The organism is Cryobacterium sp. Hb1, from assembly GCF_004403585.1.
In the GTDB taxonomy this organism is placed as follows: Bacteria; Actinomycetota; Actinomycetes; order Actinomycetales; family Microbacteriaceae; genus Cryobacterium; species Cryobacterium lyxosi.
Genome location: NZ_SOHI01000028.1, coordinates 197,074 through 221,716, shown reverse-complemented (window position 1 = coordinate 221,716; position 24,643 = coordinate 197,074). Strand labels below are relative to the sequence as shown.

General features: G+C 64.8%; 21 protein-coding genes and 1 tRNA gene. 9 read left to right on the top strand and 13 right to left on the bottom strand.

All coding sequences use genetic code 11. The annotated features are described in order from the left end of the window. Positions 1–60 precede the first annotated feature (60 nt). The 3 genes from E3T38_RS12125 to E3T38_RS12115 all read right to left on the bottom strand — a co-directional run bounded on the left by E3T38_RS12125 (position 61) and on the right by E3T38_RS12115 (position 3,976). A complete protein-coding gene (locus E3T38_RS12125) occupies positions 61–912 on the bottom strand; it encodes a carbohydrate ABC transporter permease (protein ID WP_198417352.1) in 852 nt (283 codons plus the stop codon). Between the two features lie 71 nt (positions 913–983). Continuing rightward, positions 984–1,943 carry a carbohydrate ABC transporter permease gene (locus E3T38_RS12120; protein ID WP_134548413.1) on the bottom strand — a complete coding sequence of 320 codons (960 nt, stop codon included), beginning with the start codon at positions 1,941–1,943 and terminating at the stop codon, positions 984–986. Beyond that, positions 1,940–3,976: a beta-galactosidase gene (locus E3T38_RS12115; protein WP_134548412.1), complete on the bottom strand. Its 2,037-nt coding sequence runs from the start codon at positions 3,974–3,976 to the stop codon at positions 1,940–1,942. The genes E3T38_RS12120 and E3T38_RS12115 overlap by 4 nt, the downstream gene beginning before the upstream one ends. Positions 3,977–4,154: 178 nt before the next feature. Between E3T38_RS12115 and E3T38_RS12110 the strand changes: the two genes are divergently transcribed. Continuing rightward, positions 4,155–5,177, top strand: a complete 1,023-nt coding sequence (locus E3T38_RS12110) for a LacI family DNA-binding transcriptional regulator (protein ID WP_134548411.1) — start codon at positions 4,155–4,157, stop codon at positions 5,175–5,177. On the opposite strand, the gene E3T38_RS16765 is transcribed toward E3T38_RS12110, so the two are convergent. From E3T38_RS16765 to E3T38_RS12090, 5 genes are all read right to left on the bottom strand, one after another. Next, the gene (locus E3T38_RS16765) at positions 5,155–5,307 is read right to left on the bottom strand and encodes a hypothetical protein (protein WP_166805507.1); all 153 of its coding nucleotides are present in this window, start codon (positions 5,305–5,307) and stop codon (positions 5,155–5,157) included. The genes E3T38_RS12110 and E3T38_RS16765 overlap by 23 nt on opposite strands. Before the next feature lie 82 nt (positions 5,308–5,389). Next, complete coding sequence (locus E3T38_RS12105; RefSeq protein ID WP_134548410.1) at positions 5,390–6,286, bottom strand: glycine betaine ABC transporter substrate-binding protein; 897 nt, start codon at positions 6,284–6,286, stop codon at positions 5,390–5,392. Between the two features lie 121 nt (positions 6,287–6,407). Beyond that, positions 6,408–7,331 (bottom strand): proline/glycine betaine ABC transporter permease, encoded by a 924-nt coding sequence (locus E3T38_RS12100; protein WP_134548409.1) that lies wholly within the window; start codon positions 7,329–7,331, stop codon positions 6,408–6,410. Beyond that, positions 7,328–8,623 carry a glycine betaine/L-proline ABC transporter ATP-binding protein gene (locus tag E3T38_RS12095; RefSeq protein ID WP_134548408.1) on the bottom strand — a complete coding sequence of 432 codons (1,296 nt, stop codon included), beginning with the start codon at positions 8,621–8,623 and terminating at the stop codon, positions 7,328–7,330. Before E3T38_RS12095 ends, E3T38_RS12100 begins: the two co-directional genes overlap by 4 nt. A gap of 339 nt (positions 8,624–8,962) precedes the next feature. After that, positions 8,963–10,360 (bottom strand): cation:dicarboxylate symporter family transporter, encoded by a 1,398-nt coding sequence (locus E3T38_RS12090; RefSeq protein WP_104128256.1) that lies wholly within the window; start codon positions 10,358–10,360, stop codon positions 8,963–8,965. Between the two features lie 136 nt (positions 10,361–10,496). On the opposite strand from E3T38_RS12090, the gene E3T38_RS12085 reads away from it, so the two are divergent. Next, positions 10,497–12,212: a sensor histidine kinase gene (locus tag E3T38_RS12085; RefSeq protein ID WP_134548407.1), complete on the top strand. Its 1,716-nt coding sequence runs from the start codon at positions 10,497–10,499 to the stop codon at positions 12,210–12,212. Next, positions 12,205–12,921: a response regulator gene (locus tag E3T38_RS12080; protein ID WP_134548406.1), complete on the top strand. Its 717-nt coding sequence runs from the start codon at positions 12,205–12,207 to the stop codon at positions 12,919–12,921. The genes E3T38_RS12085 and E3T38_RS12080 overlap by 8 nt, the downstream gene beginning before the upstream one ends. 7 nt (positions 12,922–12,928) lie before the next feature. Here E3T38_RS12080 and E3T38_RS12075 read toward each other — a convergent pair whose 3' ends face one another. Next, the gene (locus E3T38_RS12075) at positions 12,929–13,735 is read right to left on the bottom strand and encodes an enoyl-CoA hydratase (protein WP_134548405.1); all 807 of its coding nucleotides are present in this window, start codon (positions 13,733–13,735) and stop codon (positions 12,929–12,931) included. After that, positions 13,732–14,916, bottom strand: coding sequence for an enoyl-CoA hydratase/isomerase family protein (locus E3T38_RS12070; RefSeq protein WP_134548404.1), 1,185 nt, complete (start codon positions 14,914–14,916; stop codon positions 13,732–13,734). The genes E3T38_RS12075 and E3T38_RS12070 overlap by 4 nt, the downstream gene beginning before the upstream one ends. A gap of 318 nt (positions 14,917–15,234) precedes the next feature. On the opposite strand from E3T38_RS12070, the gene E3T38_RS12065 reads away from it, so the two are divergent. Beyond that, entirely contained in the window at positions 15,235–16,434 is a 1,200-nt protein-coding gene (locus tag E3T38_RS12065; protein WP_134548403.1) for a TerC family protein, read from the top strand. A gap of 145 nt (positions 16,435–16,579) precedes the next feature. Here E3T38_RS12065 and E3T38_RS12060 read toward each other — a convergent pair. Continuing rightward, positions 16,580–16,652: transfer RNA gene (locus tag E3T38_RS12060), tRNA-Lys, on the bottom strand. A 125-nt stretch (positions 16,653–16,777) separates the two neighbouring features. Here E3T38_RS12060 and E3T38_RS12055 point away from each other — a divergent pair. Continuing rightward, complete coding sequence (locus tag E3T38_RS12055) at positions 16,778–17,608, top strand: inositol monophosphatase family protein (RefSeq protein ID WP_134548402.1); 831 nt, start codon at positions 16,778–16,780, stop codon at positions 17,606–17,608. Positions 17,609–17,611: 3 nt separating this feature from the next. On the opposite strand, the gene E3T38_RS12050 is transcribed toward E3T38_RS12055, so the two are convergent. Next, the gene (locus E3T38_RS12050) at positions 17,612–18,355 is read right to left on the bottom strand and encodes a trimeric intracellular cation channel family protein (protein WP_134548401.1); all 744 of its coding nucleotides are present in this window, start codon (positions 18,353–18,355) and stop codon (positions 17,612–17,614) included. A gap of 55 nt (positions 18,356–18,410) precedes the next feature. Here E3T38_RS12050 and E3T38_RS12045 point away from each other — a divergent pair, with 55 nt between their 5' ends. From E3T38_RS12045 to E3T38_RS12035, 3 genes are all read left to right on the top strand, one after another. Then, positions 18,411–18,854, top strand: a complete 444-nt coding sequence (locus E3T38_RS12045; protein ID WP_134548400.1) for an Rrf2 family transcriptional regulator — start codon at positions 18,411–18,413, stop codon at positions 18,852–18,854. Between the two features lie 116 nt (positions 18,855–18,970). Further along, a complete protein-coding gene (locus tag E3T38_RS12040) occupies positions 18,971–20,134 on the top strand; it encodes a globin domain-containing protein (protein ID WP_134548399.1) in 1,164 nt (387 codons plus the stop codon). 61 nt (positions 20,135–20,195) lie between these two features. Beyond that, a complete protein-coding gene (locus tag E3T38_RS12035; protein ID WP_134548398.1) occupies positions 20,196–21,713 on the top strand; it encodes a CYTH and CHAD domain-containing protein in 1,518 nt (505 codons plus the stop codon). Positions 21,714–21,831: 118 nt separating this feature from the next. Here E3T38_RS12035 and E3T38_RS12030 read toward each other — a convergent pair whose 3' ends face one another. Next, positions 21,832–23,556 carry a SulP family inorganic anion transporter gene (locus E3T38_RS12030; protein WP_134548397.1) on the bottom strand — a complete coding sequence of 575 codons (1,725 nt, stop codon included), beginning with the start codon at positions 23,554–23,556 and terminating at the stop codon, positions 21,832–21,834. 41 nt (positions 23,557–23,597) lie between these two features. Between E3T38_RS12030 and E3T38_RS12025 the strand changes: the two genes are divergently transcribed. Next, complete coding sequence (locus E3T38_RS12025) at positions 23,598–24,638, top strand: xanthine dehydrogenase family protein subunit M (RefSeq protein ID WP_241984446.1); 1,041 nt, start codon at positions 23,598–23,600, stop codon at positions 24,636–24,638. Positions 24,639–24,643: the final 5 nt, after the last annotated feature.

Sequence of the window (24,643 nt, the reverse complement as noted above, 5' to 3'; positions counted from 1 at the left end):
CTCTTGGTGGAGGGAATGAGCCGACTGGAATATCCGGCCGGGGTGGTGCGGCTGGGGTGGTTATTTCACGGAACCGGCGCTCAGGCCGTTACGCCAAAAGCGCTGGAGCAGCAGGAAGATGATGATCAGCGGGATGATCGACAGCAGCGCGCCGATCAGCACGTAGTCGCGCAGCACAGGGATCTGATTGACCTGCGAGTTCCAGGCATAGAGGCCGAGCGTGACCGGGAACAGGGTTTCGTCGCGCAGCATGATCAGCGGCAGGAAGAAGTTGTTCCAGATGGCGACGAACTGGAAGAGGAAGACCGTGACCAAGGCGGGCACCATCATCCGCACCGAGACGGTGAAAAAGGTACGCAATTCGCCGGCGCCGTCGAGGCGGGCGGCCTCGATCAGTTCGTCGGGCACGCTGGCCGAAGCGTAGATGCGGGCGAGGTAGACCCCGAACGGGCTGACCAGGCTGGGCAGGAACACCGACCAGAACGTGTTCGTCAGGCTGATCTGGCTGAAGATCAGGAACAGCGGCAACGCCAGCGCCGTCGCGGGCACGAGAACCCCGCCGAGCACGACGTTGAAGATCAGTTCACGGCCCGGAAAATTGTACTTGGCCAGGGCGTACCCGCACATACCGGCGATGAGCGTACCAACGAGGGCGCCGCCACCGGCGTACAGCGCGCTGTTGAGCATCCACTTGAGGTAGACGCCGTCACGGTAGGCCACCAGGTTTGCCATGTTCTCGAACAGGGAGAAGTCGGCGAACCAGAGCGGGTTCGTGCTGTTGAACTGCGAGCGGTTCTTCGAGGCCGCGACCAGCAGCCACCAGATCGGAACCAGAAAGTAGAGCGTGAACACGCCCATGACGACCATGGCGCTGACCCGGGCGAACGGGCTCTCTCGCTGCGCGCGCGGCATCTTGCCCGGCCGGGAACGGATGCCGCGTACCGACTTGCCGACAGTGGTGGAGGTCACGGTGCTCAGGGTGCTCACTTGGCTTCCTTCCGTTGCGTGAACTTCAGGAATGTAAACGACAGGATGAACGTCGCGAGGGCCAGGACAACGGAGAACGCCGCGGCCAGGTTGAAGTTCGGGATCGATGAGGTGGAGTAGACCGTCAGGTTCGGCGTGAACGTGCTCGTCACCGCTGAGCTGAAGCTGCGGAACACCTGGGGTTCGGCCAGCAGTTGCAGGGTGCCGATGATCGAGAAGATCGCGGTCAGGATGATGGCCGGCATGATCAGCGGGATTTTCACCGACCAGGCGATGCGGAGCTGGCCGGCGCCGTCGAGGCGGGCGGCTTCGTAGAGTTCAGCCGGGATTGCCAGCAGCGCCGAGTAGATGATGAGCATGTTGTAGCCCACGAATACCCAGGTGACGACGTTGGCGATGGCCCAGAGCACGAGGTCCGCCGAGAGGAAGTTGATGTTCTCGGTGACGGCACTGAACGGTGACAGGTTGGGAGAGTAGAGGTAGCCCCACATGATCGCGGCGATGACGCCGGGCACCGCGTAGGGCACAAAGAACGCGAGGCGAAAGAACTTCTTGCCGCGCACGAGCGGCGAGTCCAGCAGCAGGGCGAATACCAAAGCGAGACCGAGCATGATCGGCACCTGCACGGCGCCGAAGGCGAGCACCCGGCCAATCGACGCCCAGAACGGCCCGTTCTGGAAGACCAGGATGTACTGGGTAAGTCCGCCGAAGACCTGGGTGGCCTGGCCGAAGGTGCCCTCACGCTCGATCACGAGCAGTGACTGGTAGATCGCATAGCCGATCGGTACCAGGTAGAACAGGGCGAACAGTGCGCCGAACGGGAGCACGAACGTCAGGATCGCTCTCTTGTGTTGCACGCGGGGCTTCGCTCCGGCGGCCTTGGCTGGCCTGGCGGCACGGGGCGTCCGGGCGGCGCTGCCCGGGGCATCCGTCAAAGGAACGGCAGGTGCGCTCATGATGCGGGGTCCTCTCTGATCACGCGGACGGCTCCGGCCGGCACGTGCACGATTCGACCGACGGGTGCGTCGGTGACGAGTTCGTGGCCGCAGGCCGGAAGCTCAACGTCGCCGTGACCGTGATTGATGATGAACAGGTAGCTGCCGGTGGACTTCACTCGGCGAACAACCTCGATGGTTCCCGCGCTCTCCGGGCCAACCGCGGTAACGCGTGCCTCCTCGGCAATCGTGCGCACGAGGTCCCTCAGGGCACCGGCCGCCAGCGCGGTCGCAACATACCAAGCGGTGCCGTCTCCGTGCTCATTACGCGTGATGGCGGGGATGCCGGGCAGCGGCCCGTCAAGATAGCGCGCCATCACCTCTGCGGAGTCGACCCGCAGGCGTTCGCTCCAGAGGCTCGCGCACGCGCCGGAGTCAAGGGTTAAAACGTCGCCGGGCAGCAGCGGGGCAAATTCTTCCACAGTGATGCCGAGGATCTCGCGGAACGCGCCGGGATAGCCACCGGTGCGCACCCGGTCGTCTTCGTCGACGATGCCGCTGAAAAAAGTGATCAGGGCGTGGCCGCCGGCCGCGACATAGGAACCCAGGTTCTGGGCCTGCGCGTCAGAGACCAGGTAGAGGCACGGGGCGACGACGAGGCGGTAAGCGGAGAAGTCGGCGTCTGGCGAGACGATGTCGACCGTGACGCCGAGTTGGTGCAGGGCCGTGTAGGCGGCGTGCACCTGGTCGAGATAGCGCACCGCATGGGAGGGACGGGATTCTCCGTCGCCGGCCCACCAGGCCTCCCAGCTGAAGATGATCGCGGCATCCGCGACGACCCGGCTGCCGGCGACCTCGGCGAGACGATCAAGGGTCGCCCCCAGGGCCACGACCTCGCGCCAGAGCACGGTGTCGGTGCCGGCGTGGGGCACCAGGGCGGAGTGGAACTTCTCCGACCCCTGCAGGGAGGCACGCCATTGGAAGAAGCAGATACCATCGGCGCCACGGGCAACGTGGGCGAGGGAGTTGCGGGTCATCTCGCCTGCTGCCTTAGCCAGGTTGTGCGGCTGCCAGTTGACGGCGCCGGTGGCCTGTTCCATGAGCAGCCAGGGCTCCCCCTGGGCGAGCCCACGGGTGAGGTCGGCGGCGAAGGCGAGTTCGATGGCCGGGTCGGCGAGGCGGTGGTCGAGGTAGTGATCGTTGGCGATGATGTCCATGTCGCCGGCCCAGGACCAGTAATCGAGGTTGCGGATGTGCGCCGTGACCATGAAATTGGTGGTCACGGCCACGTTGGTGTGGCGGCGCAGCACCGCGGTCTCGCGGCGGTAGTAGTCGAGCAGCTCGGCCGAACTGAACCGGTGGAAGTCGAGCACCTGGCCGGGGTTCCGGCTGGAGCGCGTGAGCCGCGGGGTGAGGATCTCGGACCACTGGCCGTAGCGCTGGCTCCAGAACGAGGTACCCCAGGCTGCGTTGAGGGCGTCGATCGTGCCGTAGCGCGCTTGCAGCCAGAGGCGGAACGCAACCGCGGTGTCATCGCAGTAGCACAGCGCGTTGTGGCAGCCGAGTTCGTTGGACACATGCCAGAGGGCGACGGCCGGGTGGTGGCCGTAACGCTTGGCGACCTTCTCCACCAGGGCGAGCGCGTGCTCGCGGAACACGGCCGAACTCGGGCACCAAGCCTGCCGCCCGCCTGGGAATCGTGTGGTGCCGTCATCACTCACCGGGAGGATCTCGGGGTGCAGCGTGGTCAACCACGGCGGAGGGGACGAGGTTCCGGTACCGAGGTTGACCCGGATGCCGTTGCTGTGCAGGAGTTCGATGATCGTATCGAGGGTGTCGAAGTCATACTCCCCGGGGTGCGGCTCGATGTCGCACCAGCCGAAGATGTTGATGGCCACCAGGTCGACGCCAGCCTCGTGCATGAGGCGCACGTCTTCGATCCAGACGTCGGGACCCCACTGCTGCGGGTTGTAATCGCAGCCGTAGGCGAACCCCTCGTGAACGAATGGGGTCACCGGAGCCGAACCGTTCGAAGAGGCTGTTCGCGAATTCATGTGCTCCCTGACCGTGGTGTGTCCGCCATATTGGCGACACCATGCTGACAACTCTGTGAACGTGCACAGAGTCAGGAGAAAAACTCACCATTGGGTTTTCTGTGAACGTACACAGACTAGGTACGTCCCGCCGCTCCTGTCAAGCGCGGCGTTCGTTCGGGAACGTTATGGTTATCAAATGGTGACAATCCCGTCTCGACGCAAACGCGCGACGATCCACGATGTCGCCGTGGAGGCCGGCGTGTCCCGCGGCACGGTCAGCCGGGTCGTGAACAATGAGCCCTACGTTTCGGCTTCATCCCGGACCGCCATCGAAGCCGCCATCGAGAAGGTCGGCTATGTACCGAACAACGCCGCGCGCAGCCTGGTCATGCAGCGCTCGGAAGCGGTCGGCTTCATCGTGCACGAGCCACACTCGCTATTTCTGGATGACCCCAACATCGGCGGCATCCTGCTCGGGGCCAACACCGTGCTCTCCCGCTCGGACTACCAGATGGTCAGCCTCGTCATCGACTCCCAGCGCGACACCGACCGCGTCGCCCGCTACCTCAGCGGTGGTTTCGTCGACGGGGTCATCATCGTCTCCGCCCGCCAAGAAGATCCCATCACCCGAGTCATCGAGAAGCTGCGCCTTCCTGCCGCTTTCGTTGGACATCCGCCAGAGCAGAGCCCTCTGCCGTTCGTAGGAATCGACAACCGGGCATCGGCGCGCGCGATCACCGAACGCCTCATGCAGACCGGACGCCAGCGCATCGGCATGGTTGCCGCCGCACTCGATCGCGATTCCGGCGCGGACCGCCTGGCCGGCTTCACGGATGCCCTGGGCGACCGTTTCGACCCGGCCCTCGTTGCCCGAGTACCGCTCTACACCTTCAGCGACGGGGCGGAGGGCATGTGCGCGCTGCTCGAACGCGACCCACTGATTGACGGGGTGTTCGCGGCTTCTGACGCCGTGGCTGCCGGAGCCCTCGACGCGCTCCGCCAGGCCGGGCGCAGCGTGCCCGGTGACGTCGGCATCGTCGGATTTGACGACAGTTCCTGGGCGCTGCGCACCCAGCCACACCTGTCGACCGTGCACCAGCCAGCCTTCGGCCTGGGCGAGCGAGCAGCCGAATGCGTGCTCGGCCAGCTGCGCGGTGAGGAGCAACCGGCCGACGGCATCCTGCTCGAGACCCCTATCATCTGGCGCGACTCGGCTTGATCGGCAATGTCGGGGATGCCACGCCCGGCATGGCGTACACCGCCTCGGTGGTGCCGGTGGTCGCGCCGATTAACTCGATGGCAACCTGGTGACTGGTCACGGCGACGTAATAGCAACACACTGTATCCATTGGCAAGTTCTACTCCGCCGCGACAACAAACAGAACGGCCCGCGTCCTTCGACGCGGGCCGTTCGTCGTGCAAAAACGCCGACTAGCTGGTGAGGCCGTCCACGTACTCCTGGTTGTCTTCGATCCACTGGGCAACGATCGGTGCGTAGTCCGAGCCGTCATAATCTACGAACATGGCCTCTTCGAGGGTGTACAGAGTCTCGAGGTCCATCTCGAAGTCTTCAATCCAGCCGCTGGCTTCGGGGAAGTTCTCGGAGAAGTCGGCGCTGCCGAAGGAGTGCAGGCTCTCGACTGATTCCAGGGTGCCCTCCGGGTCTTTGAGGTTCTTAATGGGGAACGAACCGTAGGCCCAGTGCGGCTCCCAGAGGGTTACGACGACGTTCTCGCCCGCATCCGTGGCTGCCTTGAGCTCGGTCAGCATGGCCGCCGTCGACGAAGTCGTGAATTCCATGCCTTCGAGGCCGTAGGTCGGAATGACGCGATCTTCGGTCGCGGCCGTCAAGCCAGCTCCGGCCTCGATACCCACGATCTGGTTGCCGAACAGGTCGGAGTTTTCGGCCAGCTCGGCGAGCGAGTCGATCGGGGCGTCCGCGTTCACCGCGATGGTGAGCTTGGACTCGTTGTTCCACGCGCCGAGGTCGGTGATCTCAGCACCGTACTTTTTGAGGTACTCGCCGTGGGTATCTGGCAGCCAGACGTCCATGGTGAGGTCATAGTCACCGGTGGAAAGGCCTTCGTAGACGGGAGCCACGGCGGCGTACTCGAGCTCGACGTTGTAGCCCTTCTCGTCGAGAATGGCCTTCCACAGTTCGGAAACCGCGACGCCTTCGTCCCAGCCGTTGAACACGGCGAGGGTGACGTTCTTCTGGTCGTCGTTGCCGTTTCCAACCGTCGCAACCTCAGTTTCGGCGGCACAGCCCGAGAGGGCGAGGAGCGTAACCGCTCCCAGTGCAATGAGGGGTGTTGAACGAATTTTCATGCGTCTACCTTTCGTGCCACCCGCTGCGGGTGACTGTGGATTGACTCGTGGTGCGTGCGTTTGAGCGCACATGGAACGGACGCGGGGCATCCGTTGGGAGGAGGGGCTCGGAATGACCAGGTCAGACGAGAGTCGGTTTTGGCATAGTTGCCGGCTGGGCGTCCGAATCTGCGGCTTGGCGACTGGCCCTACGCGCAGCGAGAATGCGGCCTAGCGGGGTATCCCCGTTGCCAAGCGCGGCCGTGACGCGGTCCAGGAAGATCGCCAAGATCACCACGGCGAACCCCGCCTCGAAGCCGAGGCCGACGTCGAGGCGGGACAGGCTCGCCACGATCTCCCCGCCGAGCGCACCCGCGCCGACCATTCCGGCGATCACAACCATCGAGAGCGACAGCATGATGACCTGGTTGATGCCGGCCATGATCGTCGGCGTCGCGAGCGGCAACTGAATCTGCCGCAGAATGCGCCATGGGCTGGCGCCGAAAGCCTGACCGGCTTCGACGACCTCCTTGTCGACACCGCGGATGCCGAGTTCGGTGAGCCGTACGCCGGGCGCCATGGCGAATATGATGGTCGCCACGATGCCAGGAACCTCACCGACCCGAAACAGAATCAAGGCCGGAACCAGATAGACGAACGCCGGCATGGTCTGCAGAAAGTCCAGAATCGGTCGGATGACGCTCGACGCGAGTGACGATTTGGCCGCGAGAACACCGAGCGGAATGCTCAGTCCAATGGCGATGATGCTGGCCACGAGCACGAGCGCGAGGGTATCCATCGCATTCTCCCACTGGTTCACGCCGAGAATGAGCCCAAGGCCAATCACGATTCCGACGGCAAATTTCCAGCCCCGGGTGGCGACGCCGATGGCCGCAGCGATGGCGATGATGACATAGAACGGCGGTGCGACGAGCAGAAAGGCTACGCCCTCGAAGGCGCCGTCGACGACCAGACGAATGAAGTCGAAAAGGAACCTGAAGGTGACCGTGATGTAATCGATAAAGGATTCGATCCAGGTGCCTAAGGGAATACGAAAGTCATTCACGCTTTGCCTCCTTGCAGCGCGGTGTCGCGCAAAATATCGGTGATGACGTTGTCCGAAATAGTTGCGGGCGGATGGATCACCGGTAGTTCACCGGTGCTCGTGTTGACGTTGCCGATTGCTGCGAGCAGGGTTACGCGCGGAATGACGCCGAGCAGGCGGTTTTTCGAGTCAACGACGGCGATGGGCAAGTCGCTCCCGACGGAGGGCTCAACGAGGTCGACGAGAGCGGTGTCGGGTGCGACCGTTGTGGCATCGTCCCGGATGATGATGCGGAGGTCCGCGTCCCCGGCCTTCACCATTTTGAGGACGTCGTGGTCGCGCACGATGCCGGCGAAACTGCGGTCGCGGCCCAGCACGAAGACGACGGATGTCTGCAGGTCCCGCATCGTGCGCAGCGCGGCGCGGGGGCCTGCCGTCTTGGTAACGACAGCACGTACCGGTTCCATGACACTCGCGGCGGTGAGCACTCGTGCCCGGTCGACGTCCTGCACGAACTGGGCGACGTAGTCGTTCGCCGGGTCGGTGAGGATCTCCTCGGGGGTGCCGATCTGCACGATGCGACCGTCGCGCATGACGGCGATGCGATCACCGAGGAACATGGCTTCGTTGAGGTCGTGCGTGATGAAGATGATCGTCTTGCCGAGGGCGGCCTGCAGCTCGATGAGCTGCTCCTGCATTTCGCGGCGAATGAGCGGGTCGAGGGCCGAGAAGGCCTCGTCCATGAGCAGCACGTCGGTGTCGGCCGCGAGGGCACGGCCGAGGCCCACCCGCTGCTGCATTCCACCGGACAACTCGGAGGGCAGGTTGTCGGCCCAGCCGGCGAGGCCAACCAGGTCGATGATCGTTTGGGCCTTGGCGAGGCGTTCCGTGCGACCCATACCCTGGATTTCAAGGCCGTAGGCGACGTTGTCGATCACGGTGCGGTGCGGCAACAAGGCGAAGTGCTGGAACACCATGGAAATGCTCTTGCGGCGCACATCGCGCAATTCCTTGGCGGACACGTCGGTGATGTCGGTGCCGCCGACGGTCACAGTGCCGGAGGTGGTGTCCCACAGGCCGTTGAGCATGCGGATGAGGGTGGACTTGCCCGAGCCCGACAGGCCCATGACGACAAAGATTTCGCCCTTCTTGACCTCGAAGGAGGCGTCGATGACGGCGGCAACTCCGAGGGACGAGATTTCAGCGCGGCTCTTGCCGGCCTTGAGCTTCTTGACGATCTCATGCGGACGACGCCCGAAGGCTTTATAGAGGTGATCTGCCTTGACGGCTATGGTTTCTGGACTGTCGGTCACGCGTTCTCCGGTGCACGCCCCCGTAGCCGATCTCACGGTCTACGCAGCGCTGTGCTCTCGTGTCGGACGGGTAGGCACCGAGCGGCCCGGACGCGAGAATCAGCGTGGGCTGGAGCGATCATGGGATCACGTCCGTCGGCGCCTCACCATACGCATGCGACCGTTCCATCTCAAATGGTGGCTACGCGTGCGCGTCCTGGTGAAGGGTTGTAAGACCGTACATGAGCTTAACATACCGACTTTTCGGTGCACCGAAAGAATGCATAAAAGAAAGGTGTCGCCCGGGAGGGCTTCTCCGGACGACACCCGTAGCGCGAGTCGAATACTCGCGATTTGTGCTTAAGCGCGTTCCAAAACCTTGGACTGCGCGGCCTGCTCGGCGGTGCGCTGGCTCTCCGCCGCGCTCACGTGACCGTGCGTGAGCATGGTGCGCTCGTCGAACGGTTCGAGCTTGTCGAGCACACGGTCAACCTGCACCCGGTCGAGTTCCTTGGTCCAGGAGCCAATCATGACGGTCGCCACGGCATTGCCGGTGAAGTTGGTCAGCGCGCGAGCTTCAGACATGAAGCGGTCGATGCCGACGATGAAGCCGACACCGCCGACGAGTTGCGGGGCGTGGGCCTGCAGGCCGGCGGCCAGGGTGGCGAGGCCGGCGCCGGAGACTCCGGCGGCGCCCTTGCTGGCGATGATCATGAAGGCGAGCAGCCCGATCTGTTCGCCGAGGGCGAGGGGCTGGCCGAGTGCGTTGGCGATGAACAGCGACGCCATGGTGAGGTAGATCGCGGTGCCGTCGAGGTTGAATGAGTAACCGGTGGGCACGGTGACACCGACGACGGGCTTGGAGACGCCGAGGTGTTCCATCTTGGCAATCAGTCGCGGCAGGGCAGCTTCGGACGACGAGGTCGACACGATCAGCAGGTATTCCCGGCCGAGGTAGCGCATGAGCTTGAACAGGTTCACACCCGTGACCAGTTTGAGCAGGCCGCCCAGGATGACCACGATGAAGATGATGCAGGTGATGTAGAACGCGGCCATGAGCGTGAACAAGCTGATCACGGCCTGGATGCCGGTGGCACCGACGACCGCGGCGATCGCACCGAACGCACCGATCGGGGCAAGCCACATGACCATGATCAGAATGCGGAAGACCAGGGCTTGCACGTGTGCGATTCCCTCGAGAATCGGCTTACCGGCCGGGCCCATGCGCTGCAGCGCGAAGCCGGCGATGAGTGCCACGAGCAGCGTCTGCAGAATGTTGCCGCTGGTCAGCGATGAGAACAGGGTAGCGGGCACGATCCCGAGCAGGAACGATTTGGTGTCGGCCGATTCGGTCGCCTCGAAGGTGGCATCCGACAAATTGATGCCCTCGCCCGGGTGGATCATGTTACCCACGACCAGACCGATTCCGAGTGCAAAGGTCGACATGATCAGAAAGTAGCCGAGGGCCAGGCCACCGATCTTGCCGACGGTGGCGGCCTTGGCGATGGAGCCGATGCCGAGAATGATCGTGCAGAAGATGATCGGGGCGATCATCATCTTGATCAGGGCGATGAACAGATCACCAAGCGGCTTGAGCGAGACCGCGAAGCCCTCGGGTCCGCCCCAGACCAATCCGACGACGATACCCAGAATAACCGCGACGATGACGGCCATGTAGAGGTAGTGGGATGAGTCGATTCTCTTCTTCGGCTTGCCGGATTTGTTAAGTTTGGTTCGGGTTGATGGCGTCGATGCCATGTCAGACTCCTATGTCTAGGCTTAACCTGGTCCACCAGGGGCTCCGGTCGGTGCAATTCGTTCCACACTGGTCGACGCAGCCCGCTCGCGCACGGTTGCGGTCATATTGTTCACGAGGTCACGAAAGAGGCAGGCTGTGCGTAAGGAATGGAGCATCGCTCGACGGCTCTTTTTCGCGCACGCACTGTTCATCGTCGTGCTCACGGTCTTCGTCGGAACGGCCTTCTTCGTCGACACGCGTGATCGCGGCTACATCGAGACCGGCAACCGGATGCTCGCAGTCGCCACCGCCATCGCCGACAGTCCGCTCGTGCTCGCGGCCAGTGAGTCGGCCGACCCGAGCGCGTCGTTGCAGCCCTACGCGCTCGAGCTGAGCGCCGACGCGGGGCTCGATTTCATCACGATCATGGCTCCAAACCGCACTCGCTGGACCCACCCCACCGACACAGAGATCGGCCGGGACTACATCGGCGCCATCGAGCCGGCTCTGTCCGGAACCTCCTTCACCGAAATCAGTACGGGAACGCTCGGGCCATCCGTTCGTGCCGTGGTGCCGGTAACGGATGCCGACGGCGCCGTGCGCTCGCTCGTCGCGGTGGGCACCACCACGAGCAACATCACGATCGCCCTGAACGCCCGGTTGCCCTCTGTGCTGGGTCTGGCGCTCGGGCTGCTCGCGTCGGGGTCAGTGGTCACCTGGCTGCTCGGGCGCTACTTACGCCGGGTGACCCTGGGCTGGGGACCGGAACGTCTCGCGCAACTATTCGTCTATTACGATTCGGTACTGCACTCGGTGCGTGAAGGGCTTGTGCTGGTCGACCTGCGCGGCGATCTCGTTCTGTACAACGATCAGGCCGCGCGCCTGCTCGGCATTCCGCCGCGACCGGCTGCGGGCAGCGACGAGCGGCCGCCAACCCTTACCGAATTGAGTCTGCCGCCGAGCCTCGGCGAGTTGCTGCGCAGCGGCCGCACCGCGCTCGATGAGATTCATGTCACCGGCACACGGGTGCTCGTGGTCAGCCAGGAACCCGCCATAGCCTCATCAACCTCGGCGACTGGGCCCCGGGCAACCCCGATGGGATTCGTGGCGACGATTCGCGACCACACCGACCTGCAAAACCTCGGCAGCGAGTTGCAGTCGATGCGCACACTCTCGGACGCGCTGCGGGCGCAGACCCACGAGCATTCCAATCGATTGCACACGATCGTCTCCCTGATGGAGCTCGGCCGCACCGATCAGGCCCTCGAATTCGCCACAAAAGATCTCGAGTTGAGCCAGCAGCTCGCCGATGAGATGGTCGGTTCGGTGGACGAACCGGTGATCAGTGCCCTGATCATGGGCAAATCGGCGCAGGCCAATGAGTTGGGAATCGCCCTGACCGTCACGGCATCCGGCACCCTCACCCGGTCCGGGCTGTCGATTCAGGACCTGGTGACCGTGCTCGGCAACCTGGTCGACAATGCTCTCGACGCGGCGGCCGCCGGCCCGGACCCTCGTCGTGTCTCTGTCACGGTGTCATCTACCGAGCAGGCCGTCGTGATCGAGGTCGCCGACAGCGGCGATGGCGTGAGTCCCGACATTATCGACGATGTGCTTCGACTCGGTTTCAGCACCAAAGATTCCGGCCTCACGCAAGCGGACCTCGCGGCTGCAGGCGGTCACGAAACGAGCATCACGGCGCCGAGCCGATCGAGCGGCGGCCGTGGTCTCGGACTGGCTTTAGTGCGGCAGGCGGTGACCCGCCTCGGCGGCACGCTCACCATCGGGCGGCGCGAGGGCGCCGTCTTCACCGTGACGATTCCGGCCGAAACGCGTTTAGGCCTGACCCGAATGGAGGTCGATCATGGCTGAGGCCGCGCTCCCGGTCATTCGCGTGCTCGTCGTCGAAGACGAGCCGCTCGCCGCCGAGGCTCATGCCGTCTATGTGGGTCGATTGGCCGGCTTCGAGCTGGCCGGCACGGCAAGCACCGGGCAGGATGCGTTTCGTCACGTCGCAGCGGCTGCCTCGGCCGGAACCCCGATCGACCTTGTGCTCATGGACATGAACCTGCCCGACGGCCACGGGCTCGACGTGAGTCGGCGCATCCGTTCAGCCGGCCTGGCCACAGACATTATCGCCATCACCGCGGTGCGCGACCTTGACAACGTGCGCGGAGCCATCGCAGCCGGCGTCGTGCAGTACCTGATCAAGCCGTTCACCTATTCGACCTTCGCTGCGAAATTGTCCAGTTACCGGGACTTTCGTTCGGAACTGCACGGGCAGGCATCCGTCGTGACGCAGTCGGCAGTCGATCACGCCTTTGCGAGCCTGCGCGCGCCGACCGATATCCCCCGGCCCAAGGGGCTGGCGCAATCGACCCTGAACCCGGTGGTCAGGTACCTGCAGGCGCAGGCCATGCCCGTGTCGGCGAGTGAGCTGATGGAGCCGCTCGGACTCTCGCGCGTGACGGCACGGCGCTACCTGGAGTATCTCGCTGACTCCGGCCTGGTGCTGCGCGCTCCCCGTTACGGCACGCCGGGACGGCCCGAGAACGAGTACAGCTGGAAGCCGGGTCGTTAGCGGGCATTCAGCGGTTCGTGAAGACCGCAGGCCGCTTCTCGACGAAGGCGGCCATGCCCTCGCTCTGGTCATCGGTGGCGAACACCGAGTGGAACAGGCGACGTTCCAAGTGGATGCCGCCGCTGAGCAGCGACTCGTATGCCGCGTTGACGACTTCCTTGGCGAGCATGGCGATCGGCGCCGATTTCGCGGCGATGTCGGTGGCGGTGGCGAGTGCGTCGGTCATGAGGTCGGCAACCGGCACGATGCGGGCGACGAGGCCGGCGCGTTCGGCTTCGACCGCGCCGATGGTGCGCCCGGTGAGGATCATCTCCATCGCCTTGGCTTTGCCGACCGCGCGGGTGAGACGCTGGGACCCGCCCATACCCGGGATGACGCCGAGCTTGATCTCGGGCTGGCCGAAGGTGGCCGTGTCGGAGGCGATGATGAAGTCGCAGATCAGGGCCAGTTCGCAGCCGCCGCCGAGGGCGTGGCCGGAGACGGCAGCGATAACCGGCGTGCGCACGGCCGCAAGTCGGTCCCAGCCGGCGAACCAGTCCGCGAGGTACATATCCATATAGGTCATCGTCGACATCTCCTTGATGTCGGCGCCGGCTGCGAAGGCGCGTTCCGAACCGGTGATGATGATCGCACCGATCTCGGGGTCGGTATCGAGCCGGGTGGCGGCACCGACGACGTCTTGCATGGTGGCGAAGTCGAGGGCGTTGAGCGCCTTCGGACGGTTCAGGGTGATGACGCCGACGCGGCCGTGGCGCTCGAGCAGGATGTTGTCGTAGGTATCCGATTGTGCAGTGGTTGGGGTGCTATCGCTCACGTGGTGGCCTTTCGTTCGGTGGTCGGTGTGGGTTCGAAGTCGCTCGGGCGCGGCAAGCGCAGCTCGCGGTCACCAAGCGGCGCAAAGTGCGCGTGCACGTCAGTGTCGCTGACAGCGTCAAGGGTGCTCGGCTGCCACCGGGGAGCGCGGTCCTTGTCGATGACCTGCGCACGAATCCCCTCGATCACGTCGTGCCCGGCCACCATGCGCAGGGACACCCGGTATTCCTGTTCGAGCACCTCTTCAAGGGTGCCGAGGTTCCGCGCGCGGCGGAGCGACTCCAGAGTGACCGTGACGGCGGTCGGCGACTTGGCCAGAATCGCGGTGGCTGCTGCGCGGCCAGCCGCAACGGATGATTTCTGCAACCGGTCGATAATCACGGACAGGTCGTCACCGGCGTAGCACTCGTCGATCCAAGGTCTCTCGCCCAGGAGCGGCCCCGGGGGCACGACCGTCGCGGCGTGCTCGGCGATGGCGTCGGCAGCGGACATCCGTTTGAGGGCGTCGACCAGACAATCGAGCCGGGCCGAGTCGACGAAGCTGTCGGCGAGGCCAAGCGTGATCGCATCGGCGCCGGTCATGGTCGCAGCGGTGAGGGCGAGGTGGGTGCCGAGTTCACCGGGTATGCGCGAGTAGAGGTAGCTTCCGCCGACGTCGGGCACGAAACCGATGGTGGTCTCGGGCATACCGAGTCGGGTGCGTTCGGTCACGACGCGGTAGGAGGCGTGACCGGAGAGCCCGACTCCCCCGCCGAGCACGATGCGGTCCATCAGGGCGACGAATGGTTTGGGGTACCGCTTGATCTGCGCGTTGAGCGTGTACTCGTCTGCCCAGAATCGAGCGTTCTCGTCGGGGTCACCGCCGAAAGCGGTGCGGGCGTCACGGTAGATCGAGACGATGTCGCCGCCGGCGCAGAGTGCACGATCTCCGCTTCCGGTAAGCAGAACGGTGTGCACGGCGGGATCGTCGGCCCACTCCGTGAGGGCTTTGGCGATAGCGCGGATCATGCCGTGCGTCAGCGCGTTGAGCGCCTGCGGCCGGTTCAGGATGATGCGGGCGAGCGATCCATCGCGCTGCAGCAGCACTTCTCCGTCGCAATCAGGGGGTGCGGCCGCGCCAACACCCGGCTCTACTCTCGTGCTCTCGCCCGAGATGCTGTTGATCGAATCCGTGCGGGGCATAGAAGACCTTTCCGCGTCGATGCGGTTGAGTAGTGGTGAACGTGAGCCAGTCTATCGACGTGAATTTACTGGTCTGCGAGCTTTCGAGAAACTGATGCCGGGCTCCGTTCTTCCGCATAAGAACAACCAGGAAGCGAATCGCCCGTCAGGCAGCCCCCTCAAGAAACGGTCGATGACGCCCGGCATGAATCCCGACACGACCTCCCCGAACTGTCGCCCTGAGTGACCGGCTCACGTAGTCTCTGTACCACCGTCAGAGAAGAGAACGTCTTCCCTGGACGTCCGAATGCGGCCCGTTATTGACTGAAAGCAGCAAAAATGGATGTTTCGCCCCTCGCTTGGATCTTGACCGTCGCGGCTATCGTCGCGCTCCTTGCTTTCGACTACGTCTTTCACGTACGCAAGGCGCATGCGCCGACCCTGAAGGAAGCAGCGATCTGGTCCTCGCTGTACGTGGGGATTGCCATCATCTTCGGGCTGGGCGTTCTCATCGTGGGCGGTGCCACCCCGGGTGCGGAGTATTTCGCTGGCTACATCACCGAAAAAGCGCTGTCGGTCGACAATCTCTTTGTCTTTCTCATCATCATGACGAGTTTTCGAGTCCCGCGCGAAGACCAACAAAAGGTATTGCTGTTCGGCATCACCTTTTCGCTTATCGCCCGTACCGGATTCATCTTCCTGGGCGCAGCGCTGATCAATTCATTCGCCTGGGTGTTCTATTTCTTCGGCATCATCCTGTTGATGACTGCGGGCAACATGCTCAAACCGGAGAGTTCAGAGTCCCGATCGTCTGAAAACTTCATGGTGCGAATCGCGCGCAAAATTTTTCACACCAGTCCGGACTACGACGGAGACAAGCTCTTCACCGTGCACGAGGGCAAACGAGCGCTGACCCCGATGCTCCTCGTCATGGTCGCGATCGCTGGAACCGACCTATTGTTCGCTCTCGATTCGATCCCCGCCATCTTCGGCCTGACTCAGAACGTCTACATTGTGTTCACGGCGACCGCATTCTCACTTCTCGGCCTTCGACAGCTGTACTTCCTGCTCGACGGGCTGCTGGACCGACTGATCTACCTCTCCTTCGGACTTGCGTCAATCCTCGCCTTTATTGGCGTGAAGCTCATCCTCCATGCTCTGCACGAGAACAACCTGCCATTCATCAACGGCGGTGAACCGGTACCGGTGTTCGAAATCAGTACACCTCTCTCTTTGACCGTCATCATCGGCGTGCTCGTGGTCACGGTACTCGCGTCGCTGCTCAGCCCGGCCGGCCGGGCGCAGACCGTTATCGCCAACGCCCGACGCCACGCAATCAATTATTTGGACCTCGACTACACCGAGGACCACACCGAGCGCATCCGCGTGTACTCGGCCCTGGTTCAAGAGGAAGAATCCCTGCGCGCACTCCGGCCGAAGTATCAGAAGTTGGCCAAAGACAAGGCTGGACTGATGGAACTTCTTCATGCGGCACACACCGAACATGACGCGTCGGTGCAGCGCGCAGCGCTCGAATAGGCGAGCATCGCGGCTCTGGTCGCTGTCAGCTATTACAACCCCGGCACGCCGAAACGAAACCGCTGGTGAAGCGCTGGCGAACAAGCTGAATTCAAGAAAACGCCCGGTCAGATTTGACGTCTGACCGGGCGTTACTTGAAACGTGTGCACCCCCCCGGACTTGAACCGGGAACCCACTGATTAAGAGTCAGTTGCTCTGCCAATTGAGCTAGAGGTGCATGTGCGGCAGCGAAACGACCCGCGGCAACGTGTAACCCTAACACCCCAAGAGGCCTCGATGCCAATCGAGGCCGAACAGGGGCGGTGACCGGCATCCGCTCACGAAATTACTATCCTTGGGAGGGTGACCGAACCGCGAATCTACGCCCTCTCCGATGACCTCCAGCTCGGGCTGGACCTCGCTAAAGCCGCCGACGCCATCTCCAGCGCCCGCTTCACCGCGCTCGACCTGGTCGTGACGACCAAACCCGACCGCACACCGGTAACGGATGCCGACCAGGCGGTCGAACGCGCCATCCGCGACCTGCTCGCCGAACGTCGCCCCGACGACGGCATCCTCGGCGAAGAGTTCGGTACCGCCGGGTCCACCACCCGCCAGTGGATCATCGACCCCATCGACGGCACCGCCGGGTTCCTGCGCGGTATCCCGATCTGGGCCACCCTCATCGCCCTCGCCATCGACGGCGTTCCCGTGCTCGGCGTGGTCAGCGCCCCGGCACTCGGCAAACGCTGGTGGGCGGCAGCGGGTAGTGGCGCCTGGTCCGTCGACACGAGGCAGGCGGATGCCGCACCCACCCGCCTGCGCGTCTCCGGCATCGAGACCCTCGCCGAGGCATCCATCAGCTACGGCAGTCTCCAGCAGTGGGATCAAGCCGGGCACCTTGACGAGCTCGTCACGCTGTCCCGCCAGGTCTGGCGCACCCGCGCCTACGGCGACATGTGGTCGTACATGCTGCTCGCCGAAGGCCACCTCGACGTGGCTGGGGAATTCGACCTGCAGCCCTACGACATGGCCGCGCTCGCGCCGATCGTGCAGGAGGCCGGCGGCACGTTCACCTCGGTCGATGGCCAGCCCGGCCCCTGGCACGGCAGCGCCCTGGCCACCAACACACTGCTGCACGCGGCGACGCTCGCGGTGCTGAACCCGGAGCAGGCACCCTCACAGACACCGTGACGGTCAGGCCGACGCGCCCGGATCGTCGGGGAAGATGCCGTTGCGGGCCCTGCGCGCGTCGAGCCGACGCTGGCGCCAGACCCGGGGGTTCAGAAGCAGAATCGGCCCCGGAATACGCAGCGCGTAGCCGGTCGGCAGAATCCACCCGTAGCGTTTGGCCAGCAGCGACAGCGCGGCGCCGCTGAGAATGGCCACGCCGGTACCGACCGCCACGAACCCGAGCTTGCTCAGAATCACCATCTCGACGCTCGCCAGCAGGGCGCTCGTGGCATAGAGCGTATTGCCGCCGAAGATCGTCGGCACCTTGAGCAGCATGATGTCGCGCACCATACCGCCGCCGACCGCGGTGATCATGCCGAGCAGGATGGCCGAAAGCCAGCCGAGACCGGCATCAAGCGCTTTCTGCACACCCACCGCCGCCCAGCACCCCACGGCGAGCGCGTCAAGCAGCAACAGCACCCGTCGGGTCCACCGGCCGTTGAACGTGACGAAGAAGGCGATGACCCCGCCGAGGATGGCAAAGATCAGATAGGCCGGGTCGAGCAGTGCCGCCGGGCTGCCCTGCTGCAGCAGGGTGTCGCGGATCATGCCGCCGCCAAGCCCGCTCATGATCGCCAGCACCACGAAACCGACGATGTCGAGGCGGGCCGTGCGTGCGGCGACCCCGCCGAGAATGGCGTTGGCGAGCACGCCGGCCAGGTCCACGAAGCGGATTACCTCAAACAGTGTCTCCGACTCAGTGTTCACTTGCCCCATTCTCTCTCATCTCGGCGAAAGGGACGGGCGCATCTACAGTTAAGGCATGAGGATCAACGCTTTTTCGGACGTGTGCCTGCGCGTCGTCATGCTGCTCTGCGCGGCGCCGAAGACTGTGACCTTCACCTCGCGAGTGGTCGCCGCCGAGGTCGACACCCCCTACAACCACGTGGCCAAGGCGCTGTTGCGCCTGCGCGAGCTCGGCCTGGTCGAGGCCATTCGAGGGCGAAGCGGCGGCGTGCGCATCAGCCCGCTCGGCCGAGAGGTCACCGTCGGGGCACTGCTGCGCCAGCTCGATACGCGCACCGACCTGGCCGCCTGCGACTCGCCCGACGGACCCTGCCCCTTATTGAGCGGATGCGGCCTGCGCGCCGCCCTCCGCCGGGCTCGGGATGCCTTCTACCGCGAGCTGGATGACCTCGTCATCGCCAGCCTCCCGCACGGAAAACCTGCCGGGCCGGTTTTGGTCGAACTCGGATTGCTGCGGTAGGACTAAAGTCCCTTCTTTCTACGACTTGTAGAAAGCATCCGTTTAATTGGCATATCAAATGCTACTTTTGTAGGAGACGCCCACAAACGGGAGTCGGTCATATAGAAGGAGTATTCATGCTTTCGGCCCAGTCCCTCCCCCTCATCGAAGCCACCCTGCCGCTGGTCGGCGAGCGGATGCCCCAGATCGCGAGAAACTTCTACAAGCGCATGCTCACCGCTCACCCCGAATTGTTCGACGGGTTGTTCAGCCGCTCGAACCAGAAGAACGGCACGCAGCAGCAGGCCCTTGCCGGCAGCATCGCTGTCTTCGCAACCCACATGGTGCAAAACCCCGACATCACTCCGGAGGCCATGCTCTCCCGCATCGCCCACAAGCACGTCTCCCTCGATATTCAGCCCGAGCAGTATGACATCGTCTACAAGTACCTGTTCGAGGGCATCGCCGACGAACTCAGCGACGTCATCACGGCCGAGATCGCCGCCGCCTGGACCGAGGTCTACTGGCTGATGGCCCACGCGCTGATCAAGATGGAGAAGGGCCTCTACGCGGGACTTGCCAGCGACAAGCCACTTGCCCCCTGGACCGTCGTGAAGAAGGAAGCGGCTGGAACGGACGCCGTCACGTTCACCCTCGAACCGGCCGACGACACCCCCGTGACGCCCGCCCTGCCCGGCCAGTACGTCAGTGTCACCGCCACCATGCCCGACGGCATCCGCCAAGTGCGCCAGTACTCCCTCTCGGCCGGCACGGCCACAACGCGAGTCTTCACCACCAAGCTCGACGCCGACGGCGAGGTCTCCCCCGTGCTGCACCGCGACGTGCAGGTCGGCGACACGCTCATCCTCTCTGTGCCCTGTGGCGATATCACCCTCGATGCGGGCACCGGCCCGCTGATCCTGGCCTCGGCCGGAATCGGCTGCACGCCCAGCGCTTCCATCCTGCGTTCCCTGGTGGACACGGGCTCAAAGCGTGAGGTGCTCGTACTCCACGCCGAGAGCAACCTCGAACGCTGGGCGCTGCGCGACCAGATGAACGAAGACGTCGCCCTACTGGAGGCCGCCGAACTCGAGCTCTGGCTGGAGATCCCGAGCGCGGGCCACCACGAGGGCTTCATGTCGCTGGAGAACGTGACGATCCCGGAGGATGCTTCGGTCTATCTCTGCGGTCCGCTCCCCTTCATGCGCAGCCTGCGCGCGCAGGCGCTGCAGTCCGGCGTGCCGGCCGATCGCATCCACTACGAGATCTTCGGCCCTGACCTGTGGCTTGCCAACGCCTGACCCGGCTTCCCGGGCGCAGCACGGTTCGGCTTGGCCCGGCACGCCCGCGCTAGGCTGAATCGTGGACGCTAACGGTGGTATCGAGATTGAACGCAAATTTGACGTCGACGAACTGACCCCGTTGCCGCGGCTGGACGATCTGCCCGGCGTGCAGGCCGTCGCGAAACCGGTGACCTTCGATCTCGAGGCCGTCTATTTCGATACGAACGATCTCGTACTCAGCGCCGCGCACATCACGCTGCGCCGGCGTACCGGCGGCGACGACGCCGGATGGCACCTGAAACTGCCAGAGGCCGCTGGCCGTCGCCGCGAGATTCACGCGCCCCTCGGCGGGGAGGGGCAGAGCAAAGCGGATGTCGTACCCGAGTCGCTCACGCAACTCGTGCGGTTCTACGTGCGGGACGCACCGCTCGTTCCCGTTGCACGCCTTCGCACCACCCGCGACGTGCATGCCCTGATCGGTGCGGGCGGCGAAACCCTCGCCGTGCTGTGCGACGATCGGGTGCGCGCCGATCGACTTATCGACCAACCGGCCAACGCGGCGTGGCGCGAATGGGAGATCGAACTTGTCGACGGACCGGAGGACATGCTCGACGCGGGGCAGGCTGTGCTCGCGGCCGCCGGCATCCTCGTGTCACGGCACGCGTCGAAACTAGGGCGTACGCTCGGCGACCGGTTGCCGGCAGAACCGCCCCAGGATCGGCGGGGCCCGACGCCCACCGGACCGGCCGGGAACGTCTTAGTGGCCAGCCTAAGCGAGCAGATCAGCGTCATTCGCGCGCAGGACCCGCAGGTTCGCCAGCACGCGACCAGCTCTGTGCACGCGATGCGCGTCGCCTTGCGCCGGCTGCGTTCGGTGTTGGCCACCTACCGATCCCTCGTCGATCCGACCGTCGTGCAACACCTCCGCACCGAACTCGGCTGGCTCGCTGCCGTGCTCGGCGGATCCCGCGACGAAGAGGTGCTGCAACGCCGCCTCACCGGCCTACTCGACCGCGAGCCCCCGGTTCTGCTCCTCGGCCCGATTCGGGCGCGCCTCGAGACTCGCTCTGAAACGGATGCCGATACCGCCGGGCACACGCTCGTCACCGCCCTCAATACCCACCGCTACTTTCGGTTGCTCGACGCCCTCGATGCCCTCGTCGCCACGCCGCCGTTCACGGCTACGGCCGACCAAGATGCCCGCGTGGTCGCGCCCGCCCTGGTCGCGAAGGAGTGGAAGAGACTGCGCCGCGCCGTGCGCCGCGCAGCCGAGACCGTGCCGGGGCAAGAACGTGACCTCGCTCTGCACGAGGTGCGCAAGCGCGCCAAGAGGCTGCGCTACGCGGCCGAGACGGCGCATCCGCTCAACCCGAAGCGTGCCGCGCGGGTGAGCAGATTCGCCCAGAAACTGCAGACCATGCTCGGTGACCAGCACGACAGCGTCATCGCCCGTGAGCGCCTGCTGCGCCGCGGCGGGGTCGACGCCTACCTTCGCGGCGAGAACACCTTCAGTTACGGCCGCCTGCACGCCCAGGAACAGCAGAAAGCAGCCGATGCCGAGGCCCTCTTCTGGAAGGCCTGGACAAACCGCCCCTGACAGTTCAGCTCCAGCGTGCCGCGTATACCTGGGGGCCGCGCCGGGCTACGCTACGCTACGCTGCATGATGCACCGGGGGCGACACGGCTGTGGTGGCTGGGGGGTCGGGACGTCCTCGTCAGACGTCCGTGTCCCACTCGGTGCTGTCGAGATCGCCGCGGAGTGTTCCGGTAGCCGCATCGACCGCCTCCCCGACGGTGACCGCGAACCGCTCTGGAGGAAACCGCCCGCTCAATCCGTAATCACGCAGGTGGTCTTTCACCGGGCCTTTCATCTCGGCAAAGACCAGCGTGATGCCGCGAGAAGCCAGAAAATCGTCGAGTTCGAGCAGTTCCTCCACAGCGGTCGTGTCGATATCGGTGATGGGCTCCGCCGCGAGGATGACCGTGTGTATGCCGCTACCGGCAGCCGCGACCGTGGCTCGCACATAGTCGTCGAAGATCCCCCCGTTGGCGAAGAAGAGTGGCGCATCGAAGCGAACGATGACGAGGCCGGGCAGCCGTTCGCCCTCCGGATGCCGCGACAGGTCGTGGTAGCCGCGCAGACCGCGGATCCGACCGAGCTCGGCCCGGTAGGGCCGCCAGGCCTGGCTGACGAATGCGCCGAGCGAGAGAACGATTGCCACGACGATACCCTCGATCACGCCGACCACCAGCACCCCGAGAAAGGCCGCGAGTGAGAGCGTTGCATCGATTTTGTTCATGCGCACGAGCGCGATGAACCCGTTCACATCGACGAGCCCGGCCGCGGCGACGATGACGACCGCAGCGATCGCCGCCGAGGGCAGAAAATCCGTGAGACCGGGCGCGAATAGCATGAAGGCCAGAACGAGGGCAGCACCAACGACTCCGGTGAGCTGGGAGCGAGCCCCCGCCTTCTCGGCGACGGGGGTGCGCGAGGACGACCCCGAGACGGGGAATCCACCGAGCAGTCCGCTCGCGATGTTCGACGCGCCGATCGCCCTCATTTCCTGGCTACCGTTGACATTCTCTCCGCGGCGGGCAGCAAACGATCGCGAAAGCACGGCGGTGTCGGCAAAGGCGATGAGCGCGATACCCAGTGCCGGAGCCACTAAAGCCGCCGCATCCGCCCACTGCAACCCGCCGAGCGCGGGTGCGGGGAGCCCCTGGGGAAGCGCACCGACAACAGGCAGGGCATCCTTCAGCCCGAAGACTGCGGTCACTGCCGTCGCGAGTACGACGGCCGCGAGCACACCCGGAATCCGGGTCCTGCGCCACGACAGGACGATAATGACGGCCAGCGAACCAAGGCCGAAGAGCGTCGCAGTCAGGTTCACCTGCCCGCCGGTGATTCCGGCGAAGATCCCGATCGCATCGCGCAGCGCCGAGTCCGCTTCGATGGAGAAACCGAAAAGGGTGGGCAGCTGCGACACGATGACCAGCAGGGCGAGAGCGTTGAGGTAGCCGACGCGGATAGGTTTGGAGAGCAGGTCGGTCACGAAACCGAGGCGCAGAATTCCACCAAGCGCGAGAATCAATCCGACCATGATGGCCAGGAGCCCGGCGAGGGCGACCGCGCGCGTATCATCACCAAGGGCGAGAGGCACGATCGCGGCTGCGATGATCGGCGCCAGTGCCGAGTCGGGGCCAAGCACGAGAATGCGCGACGGCCCGAAGACGGCGTAAGCGGCCAGGGGAATGATCGTGGCGTACAGGCCCGATGCCGGCGGTAGCCCCGCCACCTCGGCGTAGCCGATGCCGACCGGTATGAGCAGAGCAGTCAGAACGACGCCCGCACGCAGGTCGGGCAGTAGCCAGGAACGCCGGTAGCCAAGCGCCGTGTCGATCCCCGGCACCCACCTCCGCAGCCACTTCGCAGCCATGCCTTTCCTCTCCCGAAACCATCATGGTGCAGGACTCGCTCATGCACCGCGCGAAATACGAAAGTGGCGGCGCCCAACTCCTGCTTGTGCTCTGGTCGACGTTGACAGCCACGGTCGCGGGGAGCAAGCTGAGGCACGACAGTGTCGCGCAACGACGCGCGGTGCCGTGGAAACTTCTCAGTGAGGAGAAGCCCGTGCAGATTCCGGCTCCGTTCGATTACGTTCGTGCCAGTTCGGTTGACAATGCCCTCGCCCTGCTTGATCGCCACGGGGCCGAATCCCGGGTGGTCGCCGGCGGACACAGCCTGCTTCCCATGATGAAGCTGCGCCTGGCCCGGCCCGACTGGCTCATCGACATCAACGACCTCTACGAGCTGGACTACCTGCTGGTCGATGGTCCGGTACTACGCATCGGCGCGATGACCAGGCACACGACCCTGCTCCAATCCGGCGACGTGCGGCGCCTGTTCCCCATCATCTGTGACGCCGAACGCGTCATCGCCGACCCGATCGTGCGCAACCGCGGCACCATCGGCGGCTCGCTCTGCCAAGCCGACCCGGCCGAAGACCTCTCCACGGTGTGCCACGTTCTCGAAGCGGTGGCCGTCGTGCGCGGACCGGCCGGGGAGCGGATGCTGTCGATGGCCGAGTTCCACCGCGGCCCGTACGAGACCGCCGTCGCCCAGAACGAACTGCTCATCGAGGTGCGCGTTCCCATTCGGGCCGGCTCCAGCAGCGCCTACGAAAAGGTCGAGCGGCGCGTCGGAGACTGGGCTGTCACCGCGGCCGGCGCGAGCGTGACGCTCGGCGCCGACGGCACCATCAGCGAGGTGGCCGTCGGCCTCACCGCGGTCGGACTCGAGCGTAACGTGACCGAGGTTGAAGCGGTACTCGTCGGACAGACACCCGCTGAAACGCTCTTCGTCGAAGCGGGGCGTCTGGCGGCACTCGCCTGCGACCCCCTCGCCGACCAACGCGGACCGATCGATTACAAGCGGCACCTCGCCGACGAACTGACCCGCCGTGTGCTGCGGGTCGCGTGCAGCCGCGCCGCGGCATCCGTTTCCGACATCACGATTTAGGAGTT